Genomic DNA, 20,744 nt, shown 5'->3' on the forward strand with positions numbered 1-20,744 from the left:
GACAGCAACTGGACGAAGCGAACATGAAGAATTTGTGGAACGACGACACGGCCGAGAAACTCGTCGCCGACTATGCGAAAAAGGGTGTCGGCCGCGACCTCGCGCTGCGCGTCTACACGACGCGGCTGCTGGGCGGCGTGCCACAGCTGGTCCTGCATGGCGGCGGCAATACGTCCTGCAAGATCAAGGCGACCGATCTCGTCGGCGATGAATGGGATGTGCTGTGCGTCAAGGGCAGCGGCTGGGATATGGCCGTCATCGAGCCGCAGGGCCTGCCGGCGGTCAAGATGCGCGCCCTGCTCAAGGCGCGCGCGCTGGACAAGCTCGCCGATGAGGACATGGTGGCGCTGCAGCGGGCGAACCTCATCGACCCCTCCTCGCCCAACCCCTCGGTCGAGACGCTGCTGCATGCCTTCCTGCCGCACAAATTCGTCGATCACACCCATTCGACCGCCATCCTGGCTATCGTCGACCAGGAAGATTCGAAGCCGTTGGTGAAGACGGTGTTCGGCAGCAAGATGGGCTATGTGCCCTACATCATGCCGGGCTTCGACCTCGCCAAGGCGGCGGCCGACGTCTTCGATGCCGACCCGACGGTGGAAGGACTGATCCTCGACAAGCACGGCATCTTCACCTTCGGCGACGATGCCAAACAGGCCTATGACCGGATGATCCACTATGTGAACGTCGCCGAGGAGTACGTCGCTGAGAATGCCAAGCCGAAGGCTGCCAAAGCAGCGTTGCCGGCAAAGCTCGCGACCCCGGCTTCCATTGCCCCGATGCTGCGCGGCGCCGTTGCGGTGGCGCGCGGCGAAGGCCGCTTCGATCGCATGATCTCCGACTTCCGCACCTCCGACGCGATCGTCGATTTCATCAATTCGGCCGCCATCGCCGACTATGCCGGACGCGGCGTGTCGACACCGGATCTGTCGATCCGCATCAAGACCGGACCGATGGCGGTGCCCGCGCCAGACGCCGACAAGGTTGGCGACTACAAGGGCGTCATCAAGAGCCATGTTGACGCTTTCGCCAAGGAGTACCGTGCCTATTTCGAGACCAATGACGCACTCGACGACGTCAAGCGCACCATGCTCGACCCGATGCCGCGGCTGACGCTGGTGCCGGGGCTCGGCATGTTCGGCCACGGCCGCACGCTGAAGGATGCCAGGATCGCCTCCGATGTCGGCGAGATGTGGATCGAGGCGGTGCGCGGCGCCGAAGCCGTCGGCCGTTTCCATCCGCTGTCCAAGGCCGATTTGTTCCCGCTCGAATACTGGTCGCTCGAACAGGCCAAGCTTGCCTCCAACAAGCCGAAGCCGCTGACCGGCCAGGTGGTGCTGATCACCGGCGGCGCCGGCGCGATCGGGGCTGCGACGGCAAAATTGTTCGCCGACAATGGTGCCCATGCGGTCGTCGTCGATCTCGATGCCGAAAAGGCCGATGAAGCCGCCAAGAAAGCCGGCAACAATTCGATCGGTGTAGGCGCCGACATCACCGACCCGGTCCAGGTGCGGGCCGCTTTCGACAAAGCGGTCGCAGTCTTCGGCGGCGTCGACATCCTGGTCTCCAATGCGGGCGCGGCCTGGGAAGGCCGGATCGGCGAGCTCGACGATGCGCTGCTGCGCAAGAGTTTCGAACTCAATTTCTTCGCCCATCAGTCGGTGGCGCAGAACGCCGTGCGCATCATGCTCGAACAGGGCACCGGCGGCGTGCTTCTGTTCAACACCTCCAAGCAGGCGGTCAATCCCGGTCCGAAATTCGGCGCCTATGGCGTGCCGAAGGCGGCGACATTGTTCCTGTCCCGGCAATATGCGCTCGACTACGGCGCCCATGGCATCCGCTCGAACGCCGTCAACGCCGACCGTATTCGCTCCGGCCTTTTGACCGACGCCATGATCGCCAGCCGCTCCGGCGCGCGCGGAGTGTCGGAGAAGGAATACATGTCCGGCAACCTGCTTGGCCAGGAAGTGACGGCGCAGGATGTGGCGCAGGCCTTCCTGCATCACGCGCTTGCCGAACGCACCACCGCCGACGTGACGACGGTCGACGGCGGCAACATCGCGGCGGCGCTGCGATAGGCTTTCCAGCAGACAACAAAAAGGGCGGCTCGCAGGCCGCCCTTTTCACATGCGCTATGACGCCACCTACTTCGCGTTCGGGTTCGGCATCCAGGCCGGCATGGCGACATCGGCATGGGCGAACTGCGGCAGCTTGGCCGACAGGTCTTCCATGTTCTTGATGTCCTTGTCGATCAGTTCCTTCTGGGTGATCAGCGTCGGCGGCACGATGACGTTGTGGCCGGGATCTTCACCGGCGAGCAGTTGCGCCAGAGCGCGCACCGAGACCTGGCCGACGACGGCCGGGTTGGTCGCCGCGGTCGCCGCCCAGGCGCTATCGGGCTCGCGCATCGCCGATATATCCGATGTCGAGATGTCGGCCGAATAGATCTTGATGCCCTTGTTCAGGCCGGCCTCGTCGACGGCGATCTTCACGCCCTTGGCGAATTCATCATAGGGGGCGAACATCACCTTGATGTCGGGATGGGCCGACAGCACCGAGCGCGCCTGGTTGGCGACGGAGTTGGCGATCGGGTTGTCGAGCGTGCCGAACATCGCGACTTCCTTGATGCCGGCATATTTCTTCTTCACGTCGACCCAGGTCTCGTTGCGGCGGTCGAGCGGCGCGATACCGGCGACGTAGACATAGCCGGCATTCCAGCTATCACCATTGTCCTTCACCGCCTGCTCGAGCGCGAGACGGGCAAGGTCTTTATCCGATTGTTCGATCTGCGGGATCTTGGGGTTTTCGACATTGACATCGAATGCCACCACCTTGATGCCGGCGTCGACCGCGCGCTGGGCCGCATCCTTCATCGATTCCGTCAGGCCGTGCTGAATGATGATACCCTGCACGCCAAGCGCGATGGCCTGGTCGACCATATCGGACTGAAGGGCGGCATCCTGGCGGCTGTCGAGCACGCGCAGGTCGATGCCAAGCGCCTTGGACTGCGCCTCGACCCCCGAGAGATAGGCCTGGAAGAAGTCGCCGGTCGAGAGATAGCGCACCAGCGCGATCTTGACGCCGGGCTTGTCGAACGGCGCCGGCTTGTCCGCGGCAAAAGCCGGGACCTGCATCAGCATGGTTGCGCCGGCCAGCCCGAGCGCCACCTTCCCCAGAAGTCTTCTCGTGATGTTCACCTTGTTTCCTCCACTCTTGTTGAACCCTGTCCGGTCGAGACTACCCCCTGCCCCTGCCCGAAAGGGCAAAGGTGAAGACAAGGGCGACGACCAGAACCACGCCCTTGACAAAATCCTGCGTGTAGTAAGGCGCGTTCATCATCGTCAGGCCTTGCAGCAGGATGCCGACGAACAGCGCGCCGACGGCCGTGCCGAAGGCGTTCGGCTTGGCGGCACCGAGCACCGCGTAGCCGATCAGCGCCGCGGCAACCGCATCGAGCAGCAGATTATTACCCGAGGCGATGTCGCCGCGTCCAAGCCGGGCGGCGAGCAAAATGCCGCCGATCGAGGCAAAAACTCCTGAAATAACGTAGGCCCAGATCTTGTATGCCTTGACAGGCGCACCGGCGAGTTCGGCGGCACGCTCGTTGGAGCCGACCGCGTACATCATGCGGCCGAACCGGGTGTATTCGAGGAAGAACCAGATCAGCAGGGCCAGCACCAGCAGCACCACCACCGACACCGGAATGAGGTTCGGGATGAAGAAGTCGAAGCGGTGGCGGCCGAGCGCCAGGAAAGCGTCGCCGAACTTGCCATTGGCGACCGAACCGTCTGGCATGGTCATGCCGGTGGCGATCGAGCGGCCTTCGGTCGGGATGCGCTGCAGGCCAACCAGCAGGAACATCATGCCGAGCGTCGCCAGGAGATCGGGCACGCGCATATAGACGATCAGCCAGCCGTTGATCAGCCCGACAACGGCACCGATGAGCAGGCAGACAACGACCGCCACGACGGCGTTCTGCTCCAACACCACCATGACATAGGCAGCCGCCATCATGGCCGATGTGGCGACCGAGCCGATCGACAGGTCGAAGCCGCCGACGACCAGCGTGGCGGTGACGCCGAGCGCCAGCACGCCGGTGATGGCGACCGACTGGAAGATGAAGACGGCACTTTGCGGCGAGACAAACCCATCGGCGGCGATCGCGAAATAGGCGACGAGCCCGAACAACAGGACGATAAACCCATAGCGTATGGCGTGGTCGCGCAGCGTCATTCAGCGCACCCGCGCGACGCAGCCATTCCTATCCAACTCGGACGCATAGTCTCTCCATTCCAATTCTAGCCGCTGCCACGCTCAGGCGGCGCTGTGCAGCGGCCCGCCGGCAACCTCGGCCAGCAGGCGATCGAGATCGACTTCGGCGTTGCGGTGTTCGCCGACGATTGTGTGTTCCGACATCACCAGGATGCGGTCGGCCGTCTCCAGCGCCTCGTCGAGTTCGGTGACGAACAAGAGCGTCGCGCGGCCATTGGCGCTTGCTCTCAGCTTGGCGGCAATGTCGCGCCTGGCCGAGATGTCGACGCCCTGAAAGGGCTCGTCGAGGATGAACAGCGCGGCATTCTGCGCCATCCAGCGGGCAACCATGACCTTCTGCTGGTTGCCGCCTGACAATGCCGACATTTCGTCTTTCTCGGAACGGCAGACGATGCTGAGTTCCTCGATCTGCCGGCGCGCGGTGGCGCGTTCGAGGCGGCGCTTGAGCACGCCAAGAGTCGACATGCGCTTGAGGAAAGGCAGGCTGACATTGCGCTCGATGTTGAAGCCGCTGACGATGCCGCTGGTGGCGCGATCCTTGGCGACGAGGAACACGCCGGCGGCGATCGCATCGCCGGCCGATCGCGGCGCATAGGGCTTGCCGTTCATCGTCATGGTGCCGGTCAGCGGCTTGCGCACGCCGAACAGCGTCTCGGCAAGTGCTGTCTTGCCGACGCCGACGAGGCCGGTGATGGCGACGACCTCGCCATCGCCAAGCGTCAGCGAAATCGGCCTGGCGCCTAGCCCGATGCGCAGGCCTTCGACCGTCAGGACCGGCTTGGCCGAACTCCTGGCAACGATCTGGTCGAGATGGATCTTGCGGCCGAGCATGGCATTGACCGCGCCTTCATAGTCGAGCGGTTTGGTGTCGAAGGCACCTGAAATGACGCCGTCGCGCATCGAAACGATGCGGTCGGCAAGCCGCCTGATGTCCGACATGCGGTGTGAGATGTAGAGGATCGCCACGCCTTGCTCGCGCAGCCTGTCGACCAGCGCGAACAGCCGGTCGGCCTCGGCGCTGGAGAGCGAGGAGGTCGGCTCGTCAAGGATCAGCACTTTCGGCTGATGCGCCAAGGCCCGCGCGATCGCCACCATCTGGCGATCGGCCAGCGAAAGGTCGTTGACGCGGGCCTTGAGATCGATAGCCAACCCCATGCGGTCGGCGACGGCCTTGGCCTCGCGGCGCACGCGGGCCGGATTGAACAGCGTCGGCACGCCCTTGCCGCTCAGCCTGTCGAGTGTGAGGTTTGTCGCGACGTCGAGGTCGGCGACCACACCGTCATTGATGTTCTGGTGCACGGTGACAACACCGGCGCGGATCGCCTCCGCCGGCGTGTTCGGCGCAAAATCCTGGTCCGCGAGGGTCATCGTGCCGCCGCCGCGTTCGTAGACGCCGCTGATGATCTTGACGAGGGTGGATTTGCCGGCGCCATTGGCGCCCATCAGCACGGTGACTTGGCCGGAATGCAGCTCGAGCGAGATGCCGCCAAGCACCTCGTTACGGCCAAAGGATTTCCTCAGTCCCTCTACACGGAACACGGCATTGCCGACCATGCGTTCCTCCCTGACCATGACGCTATGGACTACATCGGCAATTGTCAACACGATTGACAATTGCCAGATCGCTTCCTAGCTTGGCCCCGCCGTCAAGGCTCCCTTATGATCGGAGCGCACAGGCGGGAGGGACACGAATGACCGGAAAATCGCCGTTCGAAGCACTGTCGGTGGAGACGCTTGCAACGCGCCTCGGCACGAACGAGGCGCTGTGCGCCAAGATCGGCAGGGACACGACACAGTGGAAGGTCCGCGAGGTCGGCGACGGCAATCTCAACCTCGTCTTCATCGTCGAGGGCGCCGGCGGCGCGGCGGTGGTCAAGCAGGCCCTGCCCTATGTCCGCCTGGTCGGCGACAGCTGGCCGCTGCCGCTGAAGCGCTCCTTCTTCGAGTATCACGCGCTGACAAGGCAAGAGGCGCGCGCGCCGGGCTCGGTGCCGGCGATCTATCATTTCGATGAAGGCCAGGCGCTGATCATCATGGAGTATCTGGCGCCGCCACACATCATTCTCAGGCGCGCCCTGATCGACGGGCGCCAGTTGCCCAACATCGCCAGGGATATCGGCCTGTTCATGGCCCGTACGCTGTTTCGCGGTTCCGACCTGTCGATGGTGACCAAGGATCGCAAGGCCGATCTCGCGCTGTTCGCCGACAATGTCGACCTCTGCGACATCACCGAGAACCTGGTGTTTTCCGATCCCTATTTCGACGCCAAGATGAACCGCCATACGTCGCCGCAGCTCGACGGCGTCGTCGCCGAATTGCGCGCTGATCGCGACCTCAAGGTCGAGGCGCAGCGGCTGAAGCACATTTTCGCCGCCAATGCCGAGACATTGCTGCATGGCGACCTGCATTCCGGCTCGATCATGGTCACCGACACGGAGACCCGGATGATCGATCCGGAGTTCGCCTTCTACGGACCGATGGCCTTCGATGTCGGCATGCTGCTCGCCAATTTCTGGATGTCGTTCTTCTCGCAACACGGACATGAGGAGAAGGGCAAGCGCGATGCGATGCGCGCCTATCTGCTTGGGGTCACCGCAGAGACATGGGCGGTGTTCCGCGCCGAATTCTCGCATCTGTGGCGCAGCGAGCGCACCGGCATGCTCTACCAAAAAAGCCTGTTCGAGGATCAGGGCGACAGGCTGGGTGCCGAACAGGCGCTCGACCATATGCTGCACCAGATCTGGACCGATCTGCTCGGCTTTGCCGGCATCGAGGTGCACAGGCGCATCCTCGGCCTCGCCCACAATGCCGATTTCGAGACCATTGCCGATGAAGAGCTTCGCGCCAGTTGCGAGGCAAAGGCGCTGAAATTCGGCCGTCACATCGCCGTCAACCGGCGCCAGATACACAGCATCGACGAGGTCAACACCCTGGCCGCGCTGATCGAACAGGAGAGCAGCATTTGAACGTCGGCGACCGCCACTACCGCACCATCTGGCTGAGCGACGACGGCCGTTCGGTCGAGATCATCGACCAGCGCTGGCTGCCACATGATTTCCGCATCGAGACGATCGGCACGGTTGCCCGAATCGCCACCGCCATCCGCGACATGTGGGTGCGCGGCGCGCCGCTGATCGGCGTCACCGCGGCTTACGGCGTCGCCATGCAGATGGCGGATGATCCGTCCGACGCAGCGCTCGATGCCGTGTGGGAGACGCTGCACGAGACGCGTCCGACGGCGATCAATCTGCGCTGGGCGCTGGACGAGATGCGGCGCTTCCTCAAGCCGCTGCCAACGCAACAACGCGCCGCGGCCGCCTATCGGCGCGCCGCCGAGATCGCCGACGAGGATGTCGGACTGAACCGCGCCATCGGCGAGAACGGTCTCGCCATCATCAAGGCGATCGCGGCGCGCAAGCAGCCGGGCGAAACGGTCAATATCCTGACCCACTGCAATGCCGGCTGGCTGGCGACCGTCGATTACGGCACTGCCACCGCGCCGATCTATCTGGCAACGGAAGCCGGCATCCCGGTCCACGTCTATGTCGATGAGACCCGGCCGCGCAACCAGGGCGCCCAGCTCACCGCCTGGGAGATGGCCGGCCACCGCGTTCCGCACACGCTGATCGTCGACAATGCCGGCGGCCATCTGATGCAGCGCGGCGCGATCGACATGGTCATCGTCGGCACCGACCGCACCACCGCCGACGGCGATGTCTGCAACAAGATCGGCACCTATCTGAAAGCGCTCGCCGCCGCCGACAATGACGTGCCTTTCTATGTCGCGCTGCCCTCGCCGACCATCGACTGGACGGTGCATGACGGGCTCGAGGAGATTCCTATCGAGCAGCGTTCGGCCGACGAGGTCTCGCTGGTCTGGGGCAAGACCGCCAGCGGCGAGATCGCCCAGGTACGCATCTCGCCCGAAGCGACGCCGGCCGCCAACCCGGCCTTCGACGTGACCCCTGCACGGCTAGTGACCGGGCTCATCACCGAGCGCGGCATCGCCAAGGCCTCGCGCGAGGGCCTGAAGGCAATGTTCCCCGAACGGGCATAGCGCCGAAACCGGCTAGTACAACGGCTTGCTCATGTGCCCCGGCGTCGGCCATGTGTCGGTGATGCCGGGCTGCACCGGACGCTCAAGATAGGTCGACAGCACCACATAGCTGCGCGTCGAGGTGACGCCGGGCGTTTCGTAGAGGCGAGCAAGCAGGCCTTCCAGCGCCCTCGTATCTTCCGTGCGGACCTTCAACAGCATGCAGGTATCGCCGGCGACGGTGTGGATCTCCTCGACTTCCGGATATTGCGAAACCGCCATCAGCTCCGGGGTCTTGCCCCAACCCCTGGTGTCGATATGCACGAAGGCGAGCAGCGGCTTCTTCACCGCTTTGGGGTCGATGATCGCTGCCGTGCCGCGAATGGCGCCGCTGCGCCGAAGGCGTTTGACCCGTTCATGCGCGGCTGGCGGCGAAAGCCCGACCCGATCGCCGAGTTCGGCATAGCTGACCGTCGCGTCGTCGACGAGAACACCTAATATTTTTCGGTCAATCGCATCGATATCGCGGGGCGCAGGCCTGTTCTGCAGAACGCCATCTGTTTCTTCATCCATGTCGACAATCCTGATTGCCACGGAATTTAATACGGCCATTATGATGATATGTCGAACAGCAATCAAGCCACAGTCCTGGCAGCAGACGCCAGGCCGCCGATCCCAGCCCTCGCTTATCTGTTGACCGGCTGCATCGCCGTGATCGGATCGAATTCGCTGGTGCTGGGGCCCATAGCTCCGGCGGTGGCCTTGTCCTTCGAAAGCAGCGTCCCGACCGTCATGGTCGCGGCGGCTGCTTTTGGCCTCGGAACCTCGGCGAGCGCCCTGTTCCTTGCCCGCTACATCGACCGGCTCGGCGCCCGCCGGATGCTGCAAGGAGCGTTGCTGTTGCTGGCCATTGCCCTCGTTGCCAGCGCGGCAGCACCGACGGTGATGATGCTTGTCGCGGCGCAACTCATCGCCGGCATCGCCGCCGGCGTCGCCATGCCGGCGATCTATGCGAGTTCAGCGGCGATCGCGCCGCCCGGCCGCGAAAGCGGCACCATCGGCGTCGTGCTGACCGGATGGACGCTCAGCATGGTGGCCGGCGTCTCGCTCTCGGCCGTGCTTGCCGATCTCGTGCATTGGCGCGCCGTTTTCGCCGCCGTCGCGGTGCTGGCAATGCTGGCGTTGGCCAGCCTCACCATGACGTCATTGAGCGACATCAGGAAGAGCGGCCCGGCACCGACGCCGCTGGCGGCACTCGGCATTCCCGGCATTGTGCCGCTTCTCATCGCCTGCGCGGCCTTCATGACCGCGTTCTATGGCGTCTATGGCTATCTCGGCGACCACCTGCACAGCGGACTTGGCAAATCGGTGAGCGCCAATGGCTGGGCCGCGCTCGCCTACGGCATCGGCTTCGGCACGGCTGCCCTCCTCGACGGCGTGATCGATCGCCTGGGCGCCCGTCGCGTCATGCCGTTCGCCTATCTTCTTGTCGCCGCCGTCTATGTCGCCATTGCCGCGACGAGCGACAGTTTCGGCCTGACGCTGGCCATGGTGGCTATCTGGGGGCTTGCCAATCATTTCGGGCTGAATGTCCTGGTGATGCGCCTCTCGGCGCTCGACCCCTCGCGGCGCGGCACGATCATGGGCCTGAACAGCGCGGTGACCTATCTGGCGGTCTTCATCGGTACCACCGGCTTCGGGCCGATCTATTCCAGCTTCGGCTTTGCCGTCTGCGCGATGGTTGCGGCGCTGCTGATGCTGGTTGCCGTAGCGGCGGCTGCGTGGCGCACGCGATAGAGCGGTTCTTTTACGGAATTGTTCCAGTTGACAGGACGTGATTGGCCACCGGCCCGTCGCTCGGTTGACAGCGGCACCCCTGCCCTTCCATACAAGCCCGTTAATGTTCTCAGGGCGGGGTGAAAATCCCCACCGGCGGTAATGGTTTCGGCCAAGCCCGCGAGCGCTTTCCGAAAAGAAATCGGAAAGGTCAGCAGATCCGGTGTGATTCCGGAGCCGACGGTTACAGTCCGGATGAAAGAGAACGAAACGGAAAACGGACCGCTCCGGCGGGACGAATTCCGTATCGTGCGTCCTGATTCTGGTTCGAAACGGAAGGATGGACCCATGAATCAGCATTCCCACAAAGACTATGAAACTGTTCGCATCGCCGTCATCCGCGCGCGCTGGCATGCCGACATCGTCGATCAGTGCGTCAACGCCTTCGTGGCGGAACTGGCCGACATCGGAGGCGATCGCTTCGCCGTCGATGTCTTCGACGTGCCTGGCGCCTACGAAATCCCGCTGCATGCCAAGACCCTGGCGCAGACCGGCCGCTATGCCGCGATCCTCGGCACGGCCTTCGTCGTCAATGGCGGCATCTACCGGCATGAATTCGTCGCCAGCGCCGTCATCGACGGCATGATGAACGCGCAGCTATCAACCGGCGTTCCGGTGCTTTCGGCGGTGCTGACGCCGCACAATTATCACGACAGCGCCGAGCACCATCGCTTCTTCTTCGAGCACTTCACCGTCAAGGGCAAGGAAGCGGCCAGGGCCTGCGTGGAAATTCTCGCCGCGCGGGAAAAGATCGCGGCATGAAATCTTCCCGGCCGGGTGGAAATCGCGATAACACCCGGTAGTATTTGCGAAATACCGAGTTCGGGGAGGATGCCGGTGCAGACCAAGAAGATCATCAATGACGGCAATCGCGCCGTCGACGAAATGCTCGAAGGGATCCTCGCCGCGCATCCTCGCCACCTCAGGAGCGCTGACGGCAGTCCGCGCTCGATCATCGCCCGCGACGGGCCGCGGCCCGGCAAGGTCGGGCTGGTGATCGGCGGCGGCTCAGGCCATGAGCCGACCTTTCTCGGCTTTGTCGGCAAGGGATTGGCGGATGCGGCGGCCATCGGCAACGTCTTTGCCTCGCCGCCGCCCGATCCGATCCTCGAATGCGCCAAGGCAGTCAGCGGCGGCGTCGGCGTCTTGTTCATGTACGGCAACTATGCCGGCGACGTGATGAATTTCGACATGGCGGCCGAGATGGCAGCGATGGACGACATCGAGGCGCGCACCGTCCTGACCACCGACGACGTCGCCTCGGCGCCGCGCGACCAGCGGCAGAAGCGCCGTGGCGTCGCTGGCAATTTCTTCATCTTCAAGGCGGCCGGTGCGGCCTGCGACCGGATGCTCTCCCTGGACGAGGTGGAGCGCATCGCCCGCAAGGCCAACGACCACACCTTCACCATGGGCGTGGCGCTGTCGCCCTGCTCGCTGCCGCAGACAAGGCGGCCGAATTTCGAGATCGGCGCGGACGAAATGGAGATCGGCATGGGCATCCATGGCGAACCCGGCATCGCCCGCGGCAAGCTCGGGACCGCCGACGCGATCACCGACGAGATGCTGGACAAGATTTTCGCCGAGATGGCGCCCAAGCGCGGCGACAAGGTTGCTGTGCTGGTCAATTCGCTCGGCTCGACGCCACTGATGGAGCTCTACATCATGAACCGGCGGGTCAAGCAGCGGCTCGACGATATCGGTGTTTCCACCCACGCGACCTGGGTCGGCAATTACTGCACGTCACTGGAAATGGCCGGCGCCTCGGTAACGCTTTTTCATCTCGACGAGGAATTGCAGACCATGCTCGATCACCCCTGCGACTGCGCCATGTTCCGTGCCGGCTGACGAAAGAGCAAAACAGTGACCATCGACACCGCTGACCTGAAAAGAATGTTCGATACGATCGCGGTGGCGATCGAGGCCGACAAGGACCGGCTCTGCCAGCTCGACGGCGTCATTGGCGACGCCGATCACGGCATCGCCATGGCGCTCGGCTTCAACGCTGTGCGCGATGCGCTGGCCTCGCTCGACCTTGCGGCGACCGAGCCGACGGCGCTGCTCAACACGGCGGCGAAATCATTCCTCAATGCCGTCGGCGCTTCCTCGGGCCCGCTGTATGCGACGGCCTTCATGCGCGGCGGCGCCGCCGTCAAGGGCAAGGCGACGCTGGCGGACGCGGACTTCATCGCCCTGTTCCAGGCCATGGCACAGGGCATCAAGGATCGCGGCAAGGCCGAACCGGGCGAAAAGACGATGGTCGATGCCTGGCAACCGGCGGCCGAAGCGGCCGCCGCGGCCAGTGCAGCCGGCAAGACCTTGGCTCAGTGTCTCGAGGCGGCCCTGGCAGCCGCCGAGCGTGGGGCGGAAGCAACCAAGGGCATGATCGCCGCCAAGGGCCGCTCCTCGCGGCTCGGCGAGCGATCACTCGGGCATATCGACCCCGGCGCGGCATCGGCCGTCACCGTGATCGGCGCGATACGCAAGAGCCTGAGCTAACGTTTCGCCGCCGCGTCGAGCCTGTTGATCGCCTGGACGTTGCTGGCCGAGGGCCCTTGTTCGTCGAACTCGGAGGCCAGCCATGTATCGACGATCGCCTTGGCCAGTTCCGGGCCGATGACACGGGCGCCCATGGTGATGATCTGCGCGTTGTTGGATTTCGCCGCGCGCTCGGCCGAATAGGTGTCGTGGGTGAGCGCGGCGCGGATGCCCGGCACCTTGTTGGCCGAGATCGAGACACCGATGCCGGTGCCGCAGAACAGGATGCCGCGATCGTTCTCGCCGTCGATGATGGTCTGGGCGAGTTTTTGCGACAGGTCGGCATAATAGCCGGCCTGGCTGAGATCGCTGACCGTCAGGCCGGATTTGGTGGCAAGGTGCGCGGCGATGACATCGAGCAGCGGCTTGCCGGCGCTGTCGGCTCCAATGGCTATTTTCATGTTTTTCCCTTTCGTGTCCGGATGGTTTCAGATCGCCGCCGAGGCGCGGCCGAGAATGTCGATGTAGCCGTCCGCCTGCCAGGCGGAACGGCCGATGAAGAGGCCGTCTATATTGGGCTGGCCGACCAGCTCGGCGGCATTGCCGGGATTGACGCTGCCGCCATAAAGCACCGGCGGCACCGACGGCAGCAGGGCGCCGGCCACTGTCTTGATCAATGCCTGCTGCTTGTCGGCATAGTCGGCGCTGGCCGGAATGCCCTTGTCGCCGATCGCCCAGACCGGCTCGTAGGCGAAGAGGATTTTCCCGCCCTTCGCCTCGCCTTCAAGGAATTGCAGCGCGCCCTCGACCTGGGCGCTCAGCACGGCATCGGCCTGCCCGCTTTCGCGCTCGGCCAGCGTCTCGCCGACACAGATCAACGGTATCAGTCCGTGCTTCACGGCGGCCGCCGTTTTCAGGCCAACCGTGCGGTCGGTCTCGCCGAAATGCTCGCGCCGTTCGCTGTGGCCGAGTTCGACCAGATCGAGCCCGCAATCCCTCAACATCGGCGGCGAGATCTCGCCGGTCCAGGCCCCGGCGTCGGCCCAATGCATATTCTGGGCACCGACCTTGATGTGCGTCGACGACAGCGCCTGCTTGACCTCGCGCACCGCCGTGAAGGGCGGGATGACGAAAGGCTGGATGCGGTCATCGAAACCGGGAATGAAACCGGCCAGGCGCTGCGCGAAATCCAGCGCCTCGGCGAGCGTCTTGTTCATCTTCCAGCTTGTACCGACCCAGTAAACCACGCGTACTGCTCCTTAACTTTGCTGATCACGATCCGCCGATTTCCGGCATCATGATCCCTTGTCGATCACCGTCAGCGAAACGCCGGCGGCATCCAGCACCGCGCGCACGCCCGGCTCGGGCGCCCGGCCGGTGAAGACCGCGTCGAATGCGCTGAGATCCGTCAGGAAATGCAGCGCCGTGCGGCCGAACTTGCCGTGGTCGACCAGCAGATATTTGCGGGTCGCCGCCACCATCATCAGCCGCTTGGCCTGCACCACCTCCTGATCCTGGTGGAAGGCGGAAGCGCCATGGATGGCCGAAGACGACAGGAAGGCGACGTCGGCGCGCAGCGATTTGAGCGAGGCCTCGGCCAGCAGGCCGAAGAAGCCGTGGAACTTCTTGCTGTATTGGCCGCCGAGCGCGATCAGGTTGATCCCTCCGGCGCCGGCCAGTTCCTGGATGACGGCCAGATTGTTGGAGATCACCGTCAGCGGCCGCAGGTCGGCGAGATGGCGCGCAATGCCGCCCGCCGTCGAGCCGTCATCGATGATCACCGTCTGGCCAGGTTCGATCATGGCCACGGCAGCCGCGGCCAGACGCTGCTTTTCCTCGGTCGCCTGCTTCTGCCGGTAGCGGAAGTCGCTTTCGAACAGGCTGCTCGGCTGGATCGAAGCACCGCCGCGCACCTTGCGCAGGAAACCGCTTTCCTCGAGCTCGTCGAGGTCGCGATGCACGGTCATCTTCGAGACGCCAAAGCGCAAGGCGAGATCGTCGACGCCGGCCTGACCGGCATCCATCAGAAACTCCATAATGCCTTGCCGCCTGATGTCGCTTTTCATTGCCGCTGACCGCCCACGCCCGAAGCGCGGCTCCTTGATCGAGCGCAAGATATAACAGCTTCCGCCGCAAAAGTATCAAATATTTTGTGATAATGGGATAGATTCGTGGGATATTCCGTTTGCTCCGATCGCGGCTCTGTAACAAGAATTGCTGCCGCGACGGGCTGTGACGGTTGCGGTTGCGCGGAAATCCGGCCAGAAGCATCGGTGGGCTGGACGATGCGCGGACAGTCCGCAACCACCAGGTTTGAAACCAGATACGGGAGACTATTCGTTGGCTCGCATCACATTGAGACAATTGCTCGATCACGCCGCCGAACACGGCTATGGCGTGCCGGCCTTCAACATGAACAACATGGAACAGGGCCTCGCCATCATGGAGGCGGCGGAAGAGACCAAATCGCCTGTCATCCTGCAGGCAAGCCGCGGTGCGCGTGCCTATGCCAATGACGTGGTGCTGGCCAAGCTGATCGACGCGCTGGTCGAGATCCATCCCGACATCCCGGTCTGCATGCATCTCGACCACGGCAACAACGAAGCCACCTGCGTCACCGCGATCCAGTACGGCTTCACCTCGGTTATGATGGACGGCTCGCTCAAGGAAGACGGCAAGTCGCCGGCCGACTACGCCTACAATTCCGGCATCACCAAGCGCGTCGTCGACATGGCGCATTGGGGTGGCGTGTCTGTCGAAGGCGAGATCGGCGTGCTGGGATCGCTGGAGAGCGGCGGCGGCGAGCAGGAGGACGGCCACGGCGTCGAAGGCGCGATCAGCCACGACCAGTTGCTCACCGACCCGGTGCAGGCCGAACAGTTCGTGCGCGACACCCATGTCGATGCGCTGGCGGTGGCGATGGGCACCAGCCACGGCGCCTACAAATTCTCGCGCAAGCCGGACGGCGCGGTGCTGGCGATGAACGTCATCGAGGAGATCCATCGCCGCCTGCCGAACATGCATCTGGTCATGCACGGTTCGTCCTCGGTGCCGGAGGAATTGCAGGAGATCATCAACAAATATGGCGGCCAGATGAAGCCGACCTGGGGCGTGCCGGTGGAAGAGATCCAGCGCGGCATCAAGCACGGCGTGCGCAAGATCAACATCGATACCGACAACCGCATGGCGCTGACCGGTGCGATCCGCAAGGTGCTGACGGAAAACCCGAGCGAGTTCGATCCGCGCAAATATCTGACGCCGGCAATGGCGGCGATGCGCAAGCTTTGCAAGGAGCGCTTCGAGCAGTTCGGCACCGCCGGCAACGCACCCAAGATCAAGCCGCTGCCGGTCTCGGAAATGGCCAAGCGCTACAAGTCTGGCAGCCTCGATCCGAAATTCGGTTGAATTCTGGCTACTTCAATCTGCTGAGTTCATCGGGCAGGAGCCGCATCGGCCCCTGCCCGTTTCTATTCGGCCTTTGGCAGAAGATCGGACCTGCCTGTCTCGATGAACGGCGCCCAGTAGTCGACGGACTCGCGGATCATGGCGACCACCTGATGGTCGACCGGCTCGCGCTCGCGGAATGACAGTTCGAGGCAGATCTCGTTGTCGGTGCCGCCGCCGCGCCGCACCGTGTCCAGCAGCCTTTCAGGCGTGATGCGGCCATCCCTGTTGTAGGCTGATGTGAACGGCCAATGGCCGCCCTTGTTCATCGACGACTGCTTGATGTGGATGATCGGCGATTTCCTGGGAAAGGCTTCGGCCCAGGCATAGGGATCGATGTCGGCCGGATTGCTTGAGGTGACGTCGCCATGGTCGATGTCGACCATCATCTCCAGCGGAATGGCCATGCCGGCGACGTCGATAGCACCTTGCAGCATCCTGCAATTCTCGATGGTGTGGCCGAATTCGCGGCCAACCGACATCGGTTCCCAGAACAGATAGGTCAGGCCGGCCGCACGGGCATGCTCTGCGACCTCGCGCCAGCAATCCAGCGCGATGTCGAACAACCGCGCGCGGCGCTCGGGGTCGTCAAAGTCGCGATGGGTGAAGATGGCGAATTGCGTGCCCATGCCACTGGCGCCAAGCTCGGCCGAGATGTCGGCAAAGGTCTTGAACCAGTCGACATAGTAGCGGCGCACATCGGCATCGGGATGGCCGAAATGATTGAGCCGGCCGTAAGGACCGGTCATGCCGGACGTGACACGCACGCCGGTGCGGGCGAGCGCGCCGCGAAACAGGCGGACGAATTTGACGATCGTCGCCGCCGGCCAGCCGGGATTGACGAACTCATGCGTGAGCTGCACGTCCCTTATGCCGATGTCATAGGCGATGGTGTCGATCAGGTCGTCAGGATCGGCGAAGCGATTGACCAGCGGATTGGTGTTGAGGGAGAGCGTGAAGGCCAAGGTCGCTATCCCTCCCCGACACAAAGCAAGACACTGGAGCGGAATGCCGTCATTGCAGCGTCGTCCCTTCGCGGTTGAGTTGCTGGCGGTATTTCTCGGCGTCCCAGTTCAGCAGGTCGGCATTCTCCTTCGGGCTGAGATAATTTACGCGCGCAACGCCATCGACGCGCGCGACGACGTCGGCCAGGCAGCGCGCCATCGCTTCGGCGCCGGCATTGGCATCCCGGCGCATCAGCACGCCCTTGCCGGGAAAGAGGATGGATGTCGGCGCGGCTGCATTGCGGGCGACGACCGCCGCCGCGTTCTCGCCAGGGCCGGCGATCACCGAGCCGATACCGAGGAAGATGACATGATCCGGATAGAGGCTGCCGGAGGCGGCGATACGGCAACTGGCGAGGTCGGTCGCAACGGCATGCGCGGCGGTCGAGGCCGGCAGCCGGTAGTCGCTGCCGGAGGCGAGCCTCAGCAGCGCATCGAGATCGGGGGGCGGCGCCGGGCGCGGCGGCCGCGCGAGCAGCCCGGTCACCCGTTGCAGCAGCAAGGCTGCTTCGGCGACCGTATCGGCGGCGACCACCAGGCCGTGATTGCCAAGCACGAGCACGTTGGTCGCGGGCTTCAGCCGCTCGGCGATTGCCTGCGCCAGCGGTAGGCCGGGCCGGCGATAGGGTACGAAGGCCCAGTCGAGGCCGCGCAGGCGCCCTTCCAGCAAGGCTTCGGCATTGGCCTGCACGGCGATCGAGATCGTCTCGACGCAATGGACGTGGACCACGATCTTCTGCGGCAGCAGCGCATGCACCGTCGTCTCGATGGAGGGCCGCAACTGGCGAGGGTTGAGGTCCGCCAGCGTGAACTGCCCCGCGGCCTCCGCCGCCGGGCTGCGATGCGCCACGGCATCGAGCAACGGCGCCAGCGCGACCGGCACCATGATCTCATCGTCGCGCGCGTTCTTCAGCCAGGTGCCCGAGGCCTTTATCCACAGCACGCCGGACTGCTTGATGGAGGTGTTGCCGCCAGCGCCCTGAACCAGCAACGGGTCGGCACCGATGCGGGCGGACAAGGAGCGCAGCATGCGGAATTCACTGGCGCCGGTATCGACGGGATGGACCATCAGCCTGCCCTCGCCAGCCGGTTCGCACACCAATGCTCGAAGGCCGCCCTTTCCTCGGCGGACAGATGCAGGCCGTGCTTGGTGCGACGCTCGAGAATATCGGCTGACGTCACGGCCCATTCCCGGTCGAAGAGATAGGCGGCCTCGCGCTCGAAGAAATCCTTGCCGAAGCAGCTCCCGAGCTCATCGAGCGAACGCGCCGCGCCAACCAAAGCCCGTGTCCTGGTGCCGTAGAGCCGGCCATAATGCTTCAGCAGAGACGCCGGCATCCAGGGATATTCACCTGCGAGGTCGCCGAGAAACTGTTCGAAATCGGCATTGGCGATATCGCCGCCGGGCAGATGCGCTTTCGCGGTCCAGGGCTTGCCCATATGGGGAAAGAACGGCGCGATCCTGTCCAGCGCATGTTCGGCCAGTTTGCGGAAGGTGGTGATCTTGCCGCCGAAGACGGAGAGCAGCGGCGCCTGCGCATCCGGCGCGTCGAGCTCGAAAATATAGTCGCGGGTCACAGCACTTGGGTTGTCGGCATTGTCGTCATAAAGCGGCCTGACGCCGGAGAACGAATAGACGACATCGCCGCGTGCCAGGCCGCGCTTGAAATAGCGGTTGACCACCTTGATCAGGTAGTCGATCTCGCTCTCATCCGCCGCCACGTCCTCGGGGCGGCCCTCATAAGGGATATCTGTGGTGCCGATCAGAGCGAGATCGTTCTGATAGGGGTTGATGAAGATCACGCGCTTGTCGCTGTTCTGGATGAGATAGGCCTGCCGCCCCTCCCAGAATTTCGGCACGACGATGTGACTGCCCTTGACCAGGCGTACGTTGCGCCTGGAGTTCTGGCCGGCAACGCGGTTGACGATGTCATTGACCCAGGGGCCGGCGGCATTGATCAGCGCACGCGCCCGAACCACCGTCCTGATGCCCGTCCTGCCGTCCTGCATCTCGACAACCCACAGGCCGTTCTCGCGGCGGACGGCGGTGCAGGCGGTGCGGGTGAAAACCCTGGCGCCGCGCTCGGCGGCGTCGAGCGCATTGATGACGACGAGCCGGGCATCGTCGACCCAGCAGTCGGAATATTCGAAGCCGCGCCTGAAGGCATCCTTGATCGGCGCGCCCTCGGGCGCGGTGCGCAGGTTAAGCGTTCTAGTCGCCGGCAGCCGCTTGCGCCCGCCGAGATGGTCGTAGAGGAACAGGCCGAGCCGCACCAGCCAGGCCGGCCGGTCGTCAGGGCTGTGCGGCAGCACGAAGCGCATCGGCCAGATGATGTGCGGCGCCGATTCCAACAGCACCTCACGCTCGATCAGCGCCTCGCGCACCAGGCGGAACTCGTAATATTCGAGGTAGCGCAGGCCGCCATGGACGAGCTTGCCGGAGCGCGAGCTGGTGCCTTCGGCGAGATCGTCCTTTTCGCACAGGATGACGGAAAGGCCGCGGCCCGCTGCGTCGCGCGCGATGCCGGCGCCGTTGACGCCGCCGCCGATGACGAAGAGGTCGACGATTTCAGGGCCGCCGTTCATGTCGCAGTAGCCTCGATGTCGATTTGAAAAGTCATGGCCACCGCCTCAGCACGGATTGACCGGAGGCAGGCCGGCGAGGTAGCGGCGCACCTCTTCGGCGGCCTTTTCGGCGGCATAAGTGACGGTGCGCACCGAAGCGCCGGCGATGTGCGGCGTCAGCGTCACGTTGGGAAGCAGCAGCAAGGGCCAGTCCGACGGCACCGGCTCGACCGCGAAAGTCTCCAGCATGGCGCTGGCGATCTGCCCTGAAACCAGCGCCTCGTAGAGCGCGTCATAGTCGACCAGAGGCCCGCGCGCGGTGTTGATGAGAATCACGCCCGGTTTCATCAGCGCGATGGTGTCCTTGCCGATGAGGCCGCGCGTCTCCTCGGTCACCCGGGGATGCAACGTGACCACGTCGGAGCGGACGAGGAGATTGTCCAGAGCGACGAGTTCGACACCGGCATTGCGGTCGTCGGCACTCAACTGCACATAGGGGTCGCAAACCAGGACGTGGCAGCCGAAGGCGCGCAGCAGTCGAACGACCTTGGTGCCGATGTTGCCATAGCCGATGACGCCGACGGTCATTTCGCTGAGCTCGCGGCCAGTGCGGTCGGCGCGGTAGAGGTCGCCGCGCCATTCGCCCTTGCGCAAGGCCTCGTGGCCGACCCGGATCAGCCGCGTCTCGGCCAGGATAGCGCCGAGGGTGAACTCGGCGACGGCCGTCGCGTTTCGGCCGGGCACGTTGACCACCGTGATGCGATGTGCCCTGGCCGCCACCATGTCGATGTTGATCGGGCCGCCGCGCGAAACCGCGACCAGTCTAAGCGCCGGCAAGCGCCGCATCATGGCCTCCGACAGGGGCGCCAGCTGGGTGACGAGGATCTCGGCATCGCCGATGAAATCAACGATCTCGTCGGGATGGCCGAAATACTCCTTGACCTTGTCGAGGCCGAGCGCCGGATTGCCGAATTCCATCGGTTCATCGGGCCAGGCCGTCTGCAATGTCCTGATATCGAGGTCGCCACGCGAGACTTTCTCGATCTCGGTACGGAAAACCTGCGGAAGCATGAAGTTGTCGCCAATGATCGCTATTTTCTTACGCATACTCG

General features: G+C 64.1%; 19 protein-coding genes and 1 riboswitch. Of the genes, 8 read left to right on the top strand and 11 right to left on the bottom strand.

The genetic code is table 11. From position 1 onward, the window contains the following. Positions 1 to 23 precede the first annotated feature (23 nt). Complete coding sequence (locus JG747_RS27855; protein ID WP_202360456.1) at positions 24 to 2,078, top strand: bifunctional aldolase/short-chain dehydrogenase; 2,055 nt, start codon at positions 24 to 26, stop codon at positions 2,076 to 2,078. A gap of 66 nt (positions 2,079 to 2,144) precedes the next feature. Here the strand turns inward: JG747_RS27855 and JG747_RS27860 are convergent, their stop codons facing one another. The 3 genes from JG747_RS27860 to JG747_RS27870 form a co-directional block, all read right to left on the bottom strand. After that, positions 2,145 to 3,197 carry a substrate-binding domain-containing protein gene (locus tag JG747_RS27860; protein ID WP_027046591.1) on the bottom strand — a complete coding sequence of 351 codons (1,053 nt, stop codon included), beginning with the start codon at positions 3,195 to 3,197 and terminating at the stop codon, positions 2,145 to 2,147. 40 nt (positions 3,198 to 3,237) lie between these two features. Next, entirely contained in the window at positions 3,238 to 4,233 is a 996-nt protein-coding gene (locus JG747_RS27865; protein WP_202360457.1) for an ABC transporter permease, read from the bottom strand. A gap of 81 nt (positions 4,234 to 4,314) precedes the next feature. Next, on the bottom strand, positions 4,315 to 5,826 hold the full coding sequence (locus JG747_RS27870; RefSeq protein ID WP_027046590.1) for a sugar ABC transporter ATP-binding protein: 1,512 nt from the start codon (positions 5,824 to 5,826) through the stop codon (positions 4,315 to 4,317). A 137-nt stretch (positions 5,827 to 5,963) separates the two neighbouring features. Here JG747_RS27870 and mtnK point away from each other — a divergent pair, with 137 nt between their 5' ends. Together mtnK and mtnA are read left to right on the top strand one after the other, a co-directional pair. Beyond that, complete coding sequence (mtnK, locus tag JG747_RS27875; RefSeq protein ID WP_202360458.1) at positions 5,964 to 7,238, top strand: S-methyl-5-thioribose kinase; 1,275 nt, start codon at positions 5,964 to 5,966, stop codon at positions 7,236 to 7,238. Beyond that, positions 7,235 to 8,329: an S-methyl-5-thioribose-1-phosphate isomerase gene (gene mtnA, locus JG747_RS27880; RefSeq protein WP_202360459.1), complete on the top strand. Its 1,095-nt coding sequence runs from the start codon at positions 7,235 to 7,237 to the stop codon at positions 8,327 to 8,329. The genes mtnK and mtnA overlap by 4 nt, the downstream gene beginning before the upstream one ends. 12 nt (positions 8,330 to 8,341) lie before the next feature. Here the strand turns inward: mtnA and JG747_RS27885 are convergent, their stop codons facing one another. Further along, a complete protein-coding gene (locus tag JG747_RS27885; RefSeq protein WP_027046589.1) occupies positions 8,342 to 8,881 on the bottom strand; it encodes an Lrp/AsnC family transcriptional regulator in 540 nt (179 codons plus the stop codon). A 48-nt stretch (positions 8,882 to 8,929) separates the two neighbouring features. On the opposite strand from JG747_RS27885, the gene JG747_RS27890 reads away from it, so the two are divergent. The 4 genes from JG747_RS27890 to dhaL all read left to right on the top strand — a co-directional run bounded on the left by JG747_RS27890 (position 8,930) and on the right by dhaL (position 12,640). Next, on the top strand, positions 8,930 to 10,105 hold the full coding sequence (locus JG747_RS27890; RefSeq protein WP_202360460.1) for an MFS transporter: 1,176 nt from the start codon (positions 8,930 to 8,932) through the stop codon (positions 10,103 to 10,105). A gap of 101 nt (positions 10,106 to 10,206) precedes the next feature. Continuing rightward, a riboswitch (FMN riboswitch) is annotated at positions 10,207 to 10,355 on the top strand. A 77-nt stretch (positions 10,356 to 10,432) separates the two neighbouring features. Next, positions 10,433 to 10,906 (top strand): 6,7-dimethyl-8-ribityllumazine synthase, encoded by a 474-nt coding sequence (locus JG747_RS27895; RefSeq protein ID WP_027046588.1) that lies wholly within the window; start codon positions 10,433 to 10,435, stop codon positions 10,904 to 10,906. Between the two features lie 75 nt (positions 10,907 to 10,981). Continuing rightward, complete coding sequence (locus JG747_RS27900) at positions 10,982 to 11,989, top strand: dihydroxyacetone kinase subunit DhaK (RefSeq protein ID WP_027046587.1); 1,008 nt, start codon at positions 10,982 to 10,984, stop codon at positions 11,987 to 11,989. 15 nt (positions 11,990 to 12,004) lie between these two features. Then, complete coding sequence (gene dhaL / locus JG747_RS27905) at positions 12,005 to 12,640, top strand: dihydroxyacetone kinase subunit DhaL (protein WP_202360461.1); 636 nt, start codon at positions 12,005 to 12,007, stop codon at positions 12,638 to 12,640. Here the strand turns inward: dhaL and derI are convergent. The 3 genes from derI to JG747_RS27920 all read right to left on the bottom strand — a co-directional run bounded on the left by derI (position 12,637) and on the right by JG747_RS27920 (position 14,685). Then, positions 12,637 to 13,080: a D-erythrulose-4-phosphate isomerase gene (gene derI, locus JG747_RS27910; RefSeq protein WP_202360462.1), complete on the bottom strand. Its 444-nt coding sequence runs from the start codon at positions 13,078 to 13,080 to the stop codon at positions 12,637 to 12,639. The two genes, dhaL and derI, sit on opposite strands and share 4 nt — an antisense overlap. A 27-nt stretch (positions 13,081 to 13,107) precedes the next feature. Next, complete coding sequence (locus JG747_RS27915) at positions 13,108 to 13,836, bottom strand: triose-phosphate isomerase (protein ID WP_244748446.1); 729 nt, start codon at positions 13,834 to 13,836, stop codon at positions 13,108 to 13,110. Positions 13,837 to 13,914: 78 nt separating this feature from the next. Further along, positions 13,915 to 14,685: a DeoR/GlpR family DNA-binding transcription regulator gene (locus JG747_RS27920; RefSeq protein ID WP_027046586.1), complete on the bottom strand. Its 771-nt coding sequence runs from the start codon at positions 14,683 to 14,685 to the stop codon at positions 13,915 to 13,917. A 274-nt stretch (positions 14,686 to 14,959) separates the two neighbouring features. Here JG747_RS27920 and fba point away from each other — a divergent pair, with 274 nt between their 5' ends. Next, positions 14,960 to 16,024, top strand: a complete 1,065-nt coding sequence (fba, locus tag JG747_RS27925) for a class II fructose-bisphosphate aldolase (protein WP_064983240.1) — start codon at positions 14,960 to 14,962, stop codon at positions 16,022 to 16,024. A 62-nt stretch (positions 16,025 to 16,086) separates the two neighbouring features. Here the strand turns inward: fba and JG747_RS27930 are convergent, their stop codons facing one another. From JG747_RS27930 to JG747_RS27945, 4 genes are read right to left on the bottom strand one after another with little or no spacing between them, the layout of a single operon-like run. Further along, positions 16,087 to 17,028: a sugar phosphate isomerase/epimerase family protein gene (locus JG747_RS27930; RefSeq protein ID WP_019856830.1), complete on the bottom strand. Its 942-nt coding sequence runs from the start codon at positions 17,026 to 17,028 to the stop codon at positions 16,087 to 16,089. 49 nt (positions 17,029 to 17,077) lie between these two features. Beyond that, positions 17,078 to 18,136: a class II aldolase/adducin family protein gene (locus tag JG747_RS27935; protein ID WP_032920996.1), complete on the bottom strand. Its 1,059-nt coding sequence runs from the start codon at positions 18,134 to 18,136 to the stop codon at positions 17,078 to 17,080. Further along, entirely contained in the window at positions 18,136 to 19,653 is a 1,518-nt protein-coding gene (locus tag JG747_RS27940) for a glycerol-3-phosphate dehydrogenase (protein WP_202360464.1), read from the bottom strand. Before JG747_RS27940 ends, JG747_RS27935 begins: the two co-directional genes overlap by 1 nt. Before the next feature lie 45 nt (positions 19,654 to 19,698). Continuing rightward, entirely contained in the window at positions 19,699 to 20,739 is a 1,041-nt protein-coding gene (locus tag JG747_RS27945) for a 2-hydroxyacid dehydrogenase (RefSeq protein ID WP_019856827.1), read from the bottom strand. Between the last annotated feature and the right edge of the window lie 5 nt (positions 20,740 to 20,744).

The organism is Mesorhizobium sp. 131-3-5 (assembly GCF_016756575.1).
Classification (GTDB): Bacteria; Pseudomonadota; Alphaproteobacteria; order Rhizobiales; family Rhizobiaceae; genus Mesorhizobium; species Mesorhizobium jarvisii.

Bases quoted from the DNA above. Each gene is read 5' to 3' on its own strand.
- JG747_RS27865 (WP_202360457.1), bottom strand. From the start codon at position 4,233: ATGACGCTGCGCGACCACGCCATACGCTATGGGTTTATCGTCCTGTTG.
- JG747_RS27885 (WP_027046589.1), bottom strand. From the start codon at position 8,881: ATGGATGAAGAAACAGATGGCGTTCTGCAGAACAGGCCTGCGCCCCGC.
- JG747_RS27945 (WP_019856827.1), bottom strand. From the start codon at position 20,739: ATGCGTAAGAAAATAGCGATCATTGGCGACAACTTCATGCTTCCGCAG.
- JG747_RS27935 (WP_032920996.1), bottom strand. From the start codon at position 18,136: ATGGTCCATCCCGTCGATACCGGCGCCAGTGAATTCCGCATGCTGCGC.
- derI (WP_202360462.1), bottom strand. From the start codon at position 13,080: ATGAAAATAGCCATTGGAGCCGACAGCGCCGGCAAGCCGCTGCTCGAT.
- JG747_RS27890 (WP_202360460.1), top strand. From the start codon at position 8,930: ATGTCGAACAGCAATCAAGCCACAGTCCTGGCAGCAGACGCCAGGCCG.
- JG747_RS27915 (WP_244748446.1), bottom strand. From the start codon at position 13,836: ATGAACAAGACGCTCGCCGAGGCGCTGGATTTCGCGCAGCGCCTGGCC.
- JG747_RS27855 (WP_202360456.1), top strand. From the start codon at position 24: ATGAAGAATTTGTGGAACGACGACACGGCCGAGAAACTCGTCGCCGAC.
- JG747_RS27920 (WP_027046586.1), bottom strand. From the start codon at position 14,685: ATGAAAAGCGACATCAGGCGGCAAGGCATTATGGAGTTTCTGATGGAT.
- JG747_RS27870 (WP_027046590.1), bottom strand. From the start codon at position 5,826: ATGGTCGGCAATGCCGTGTTCCGTGTAGAGGGACTGAGGAAATCCTTT.
- JG747_RS27895 (WP_027046588.1), top strand. From the start codon at position 10,433: ATGAATCAGCATTCCCACAAAGACTATGAAACTGTTCGCATCGCCGTC.
- JG747_RS27940 (WP_202360464.1), bottom strand. From the start codon at position 19,653: ATGAACGGCGGCCCTGAAATCGTCGACCTCTTCGTCATCGGCGGCGGC.
- mtnK (WP_202360458.1), top strand. From the start codon at position 5,964: ATGACCGGAAAATCGCCGTTCGAAGCACTGTCGGTGGAGACGCTTGCA.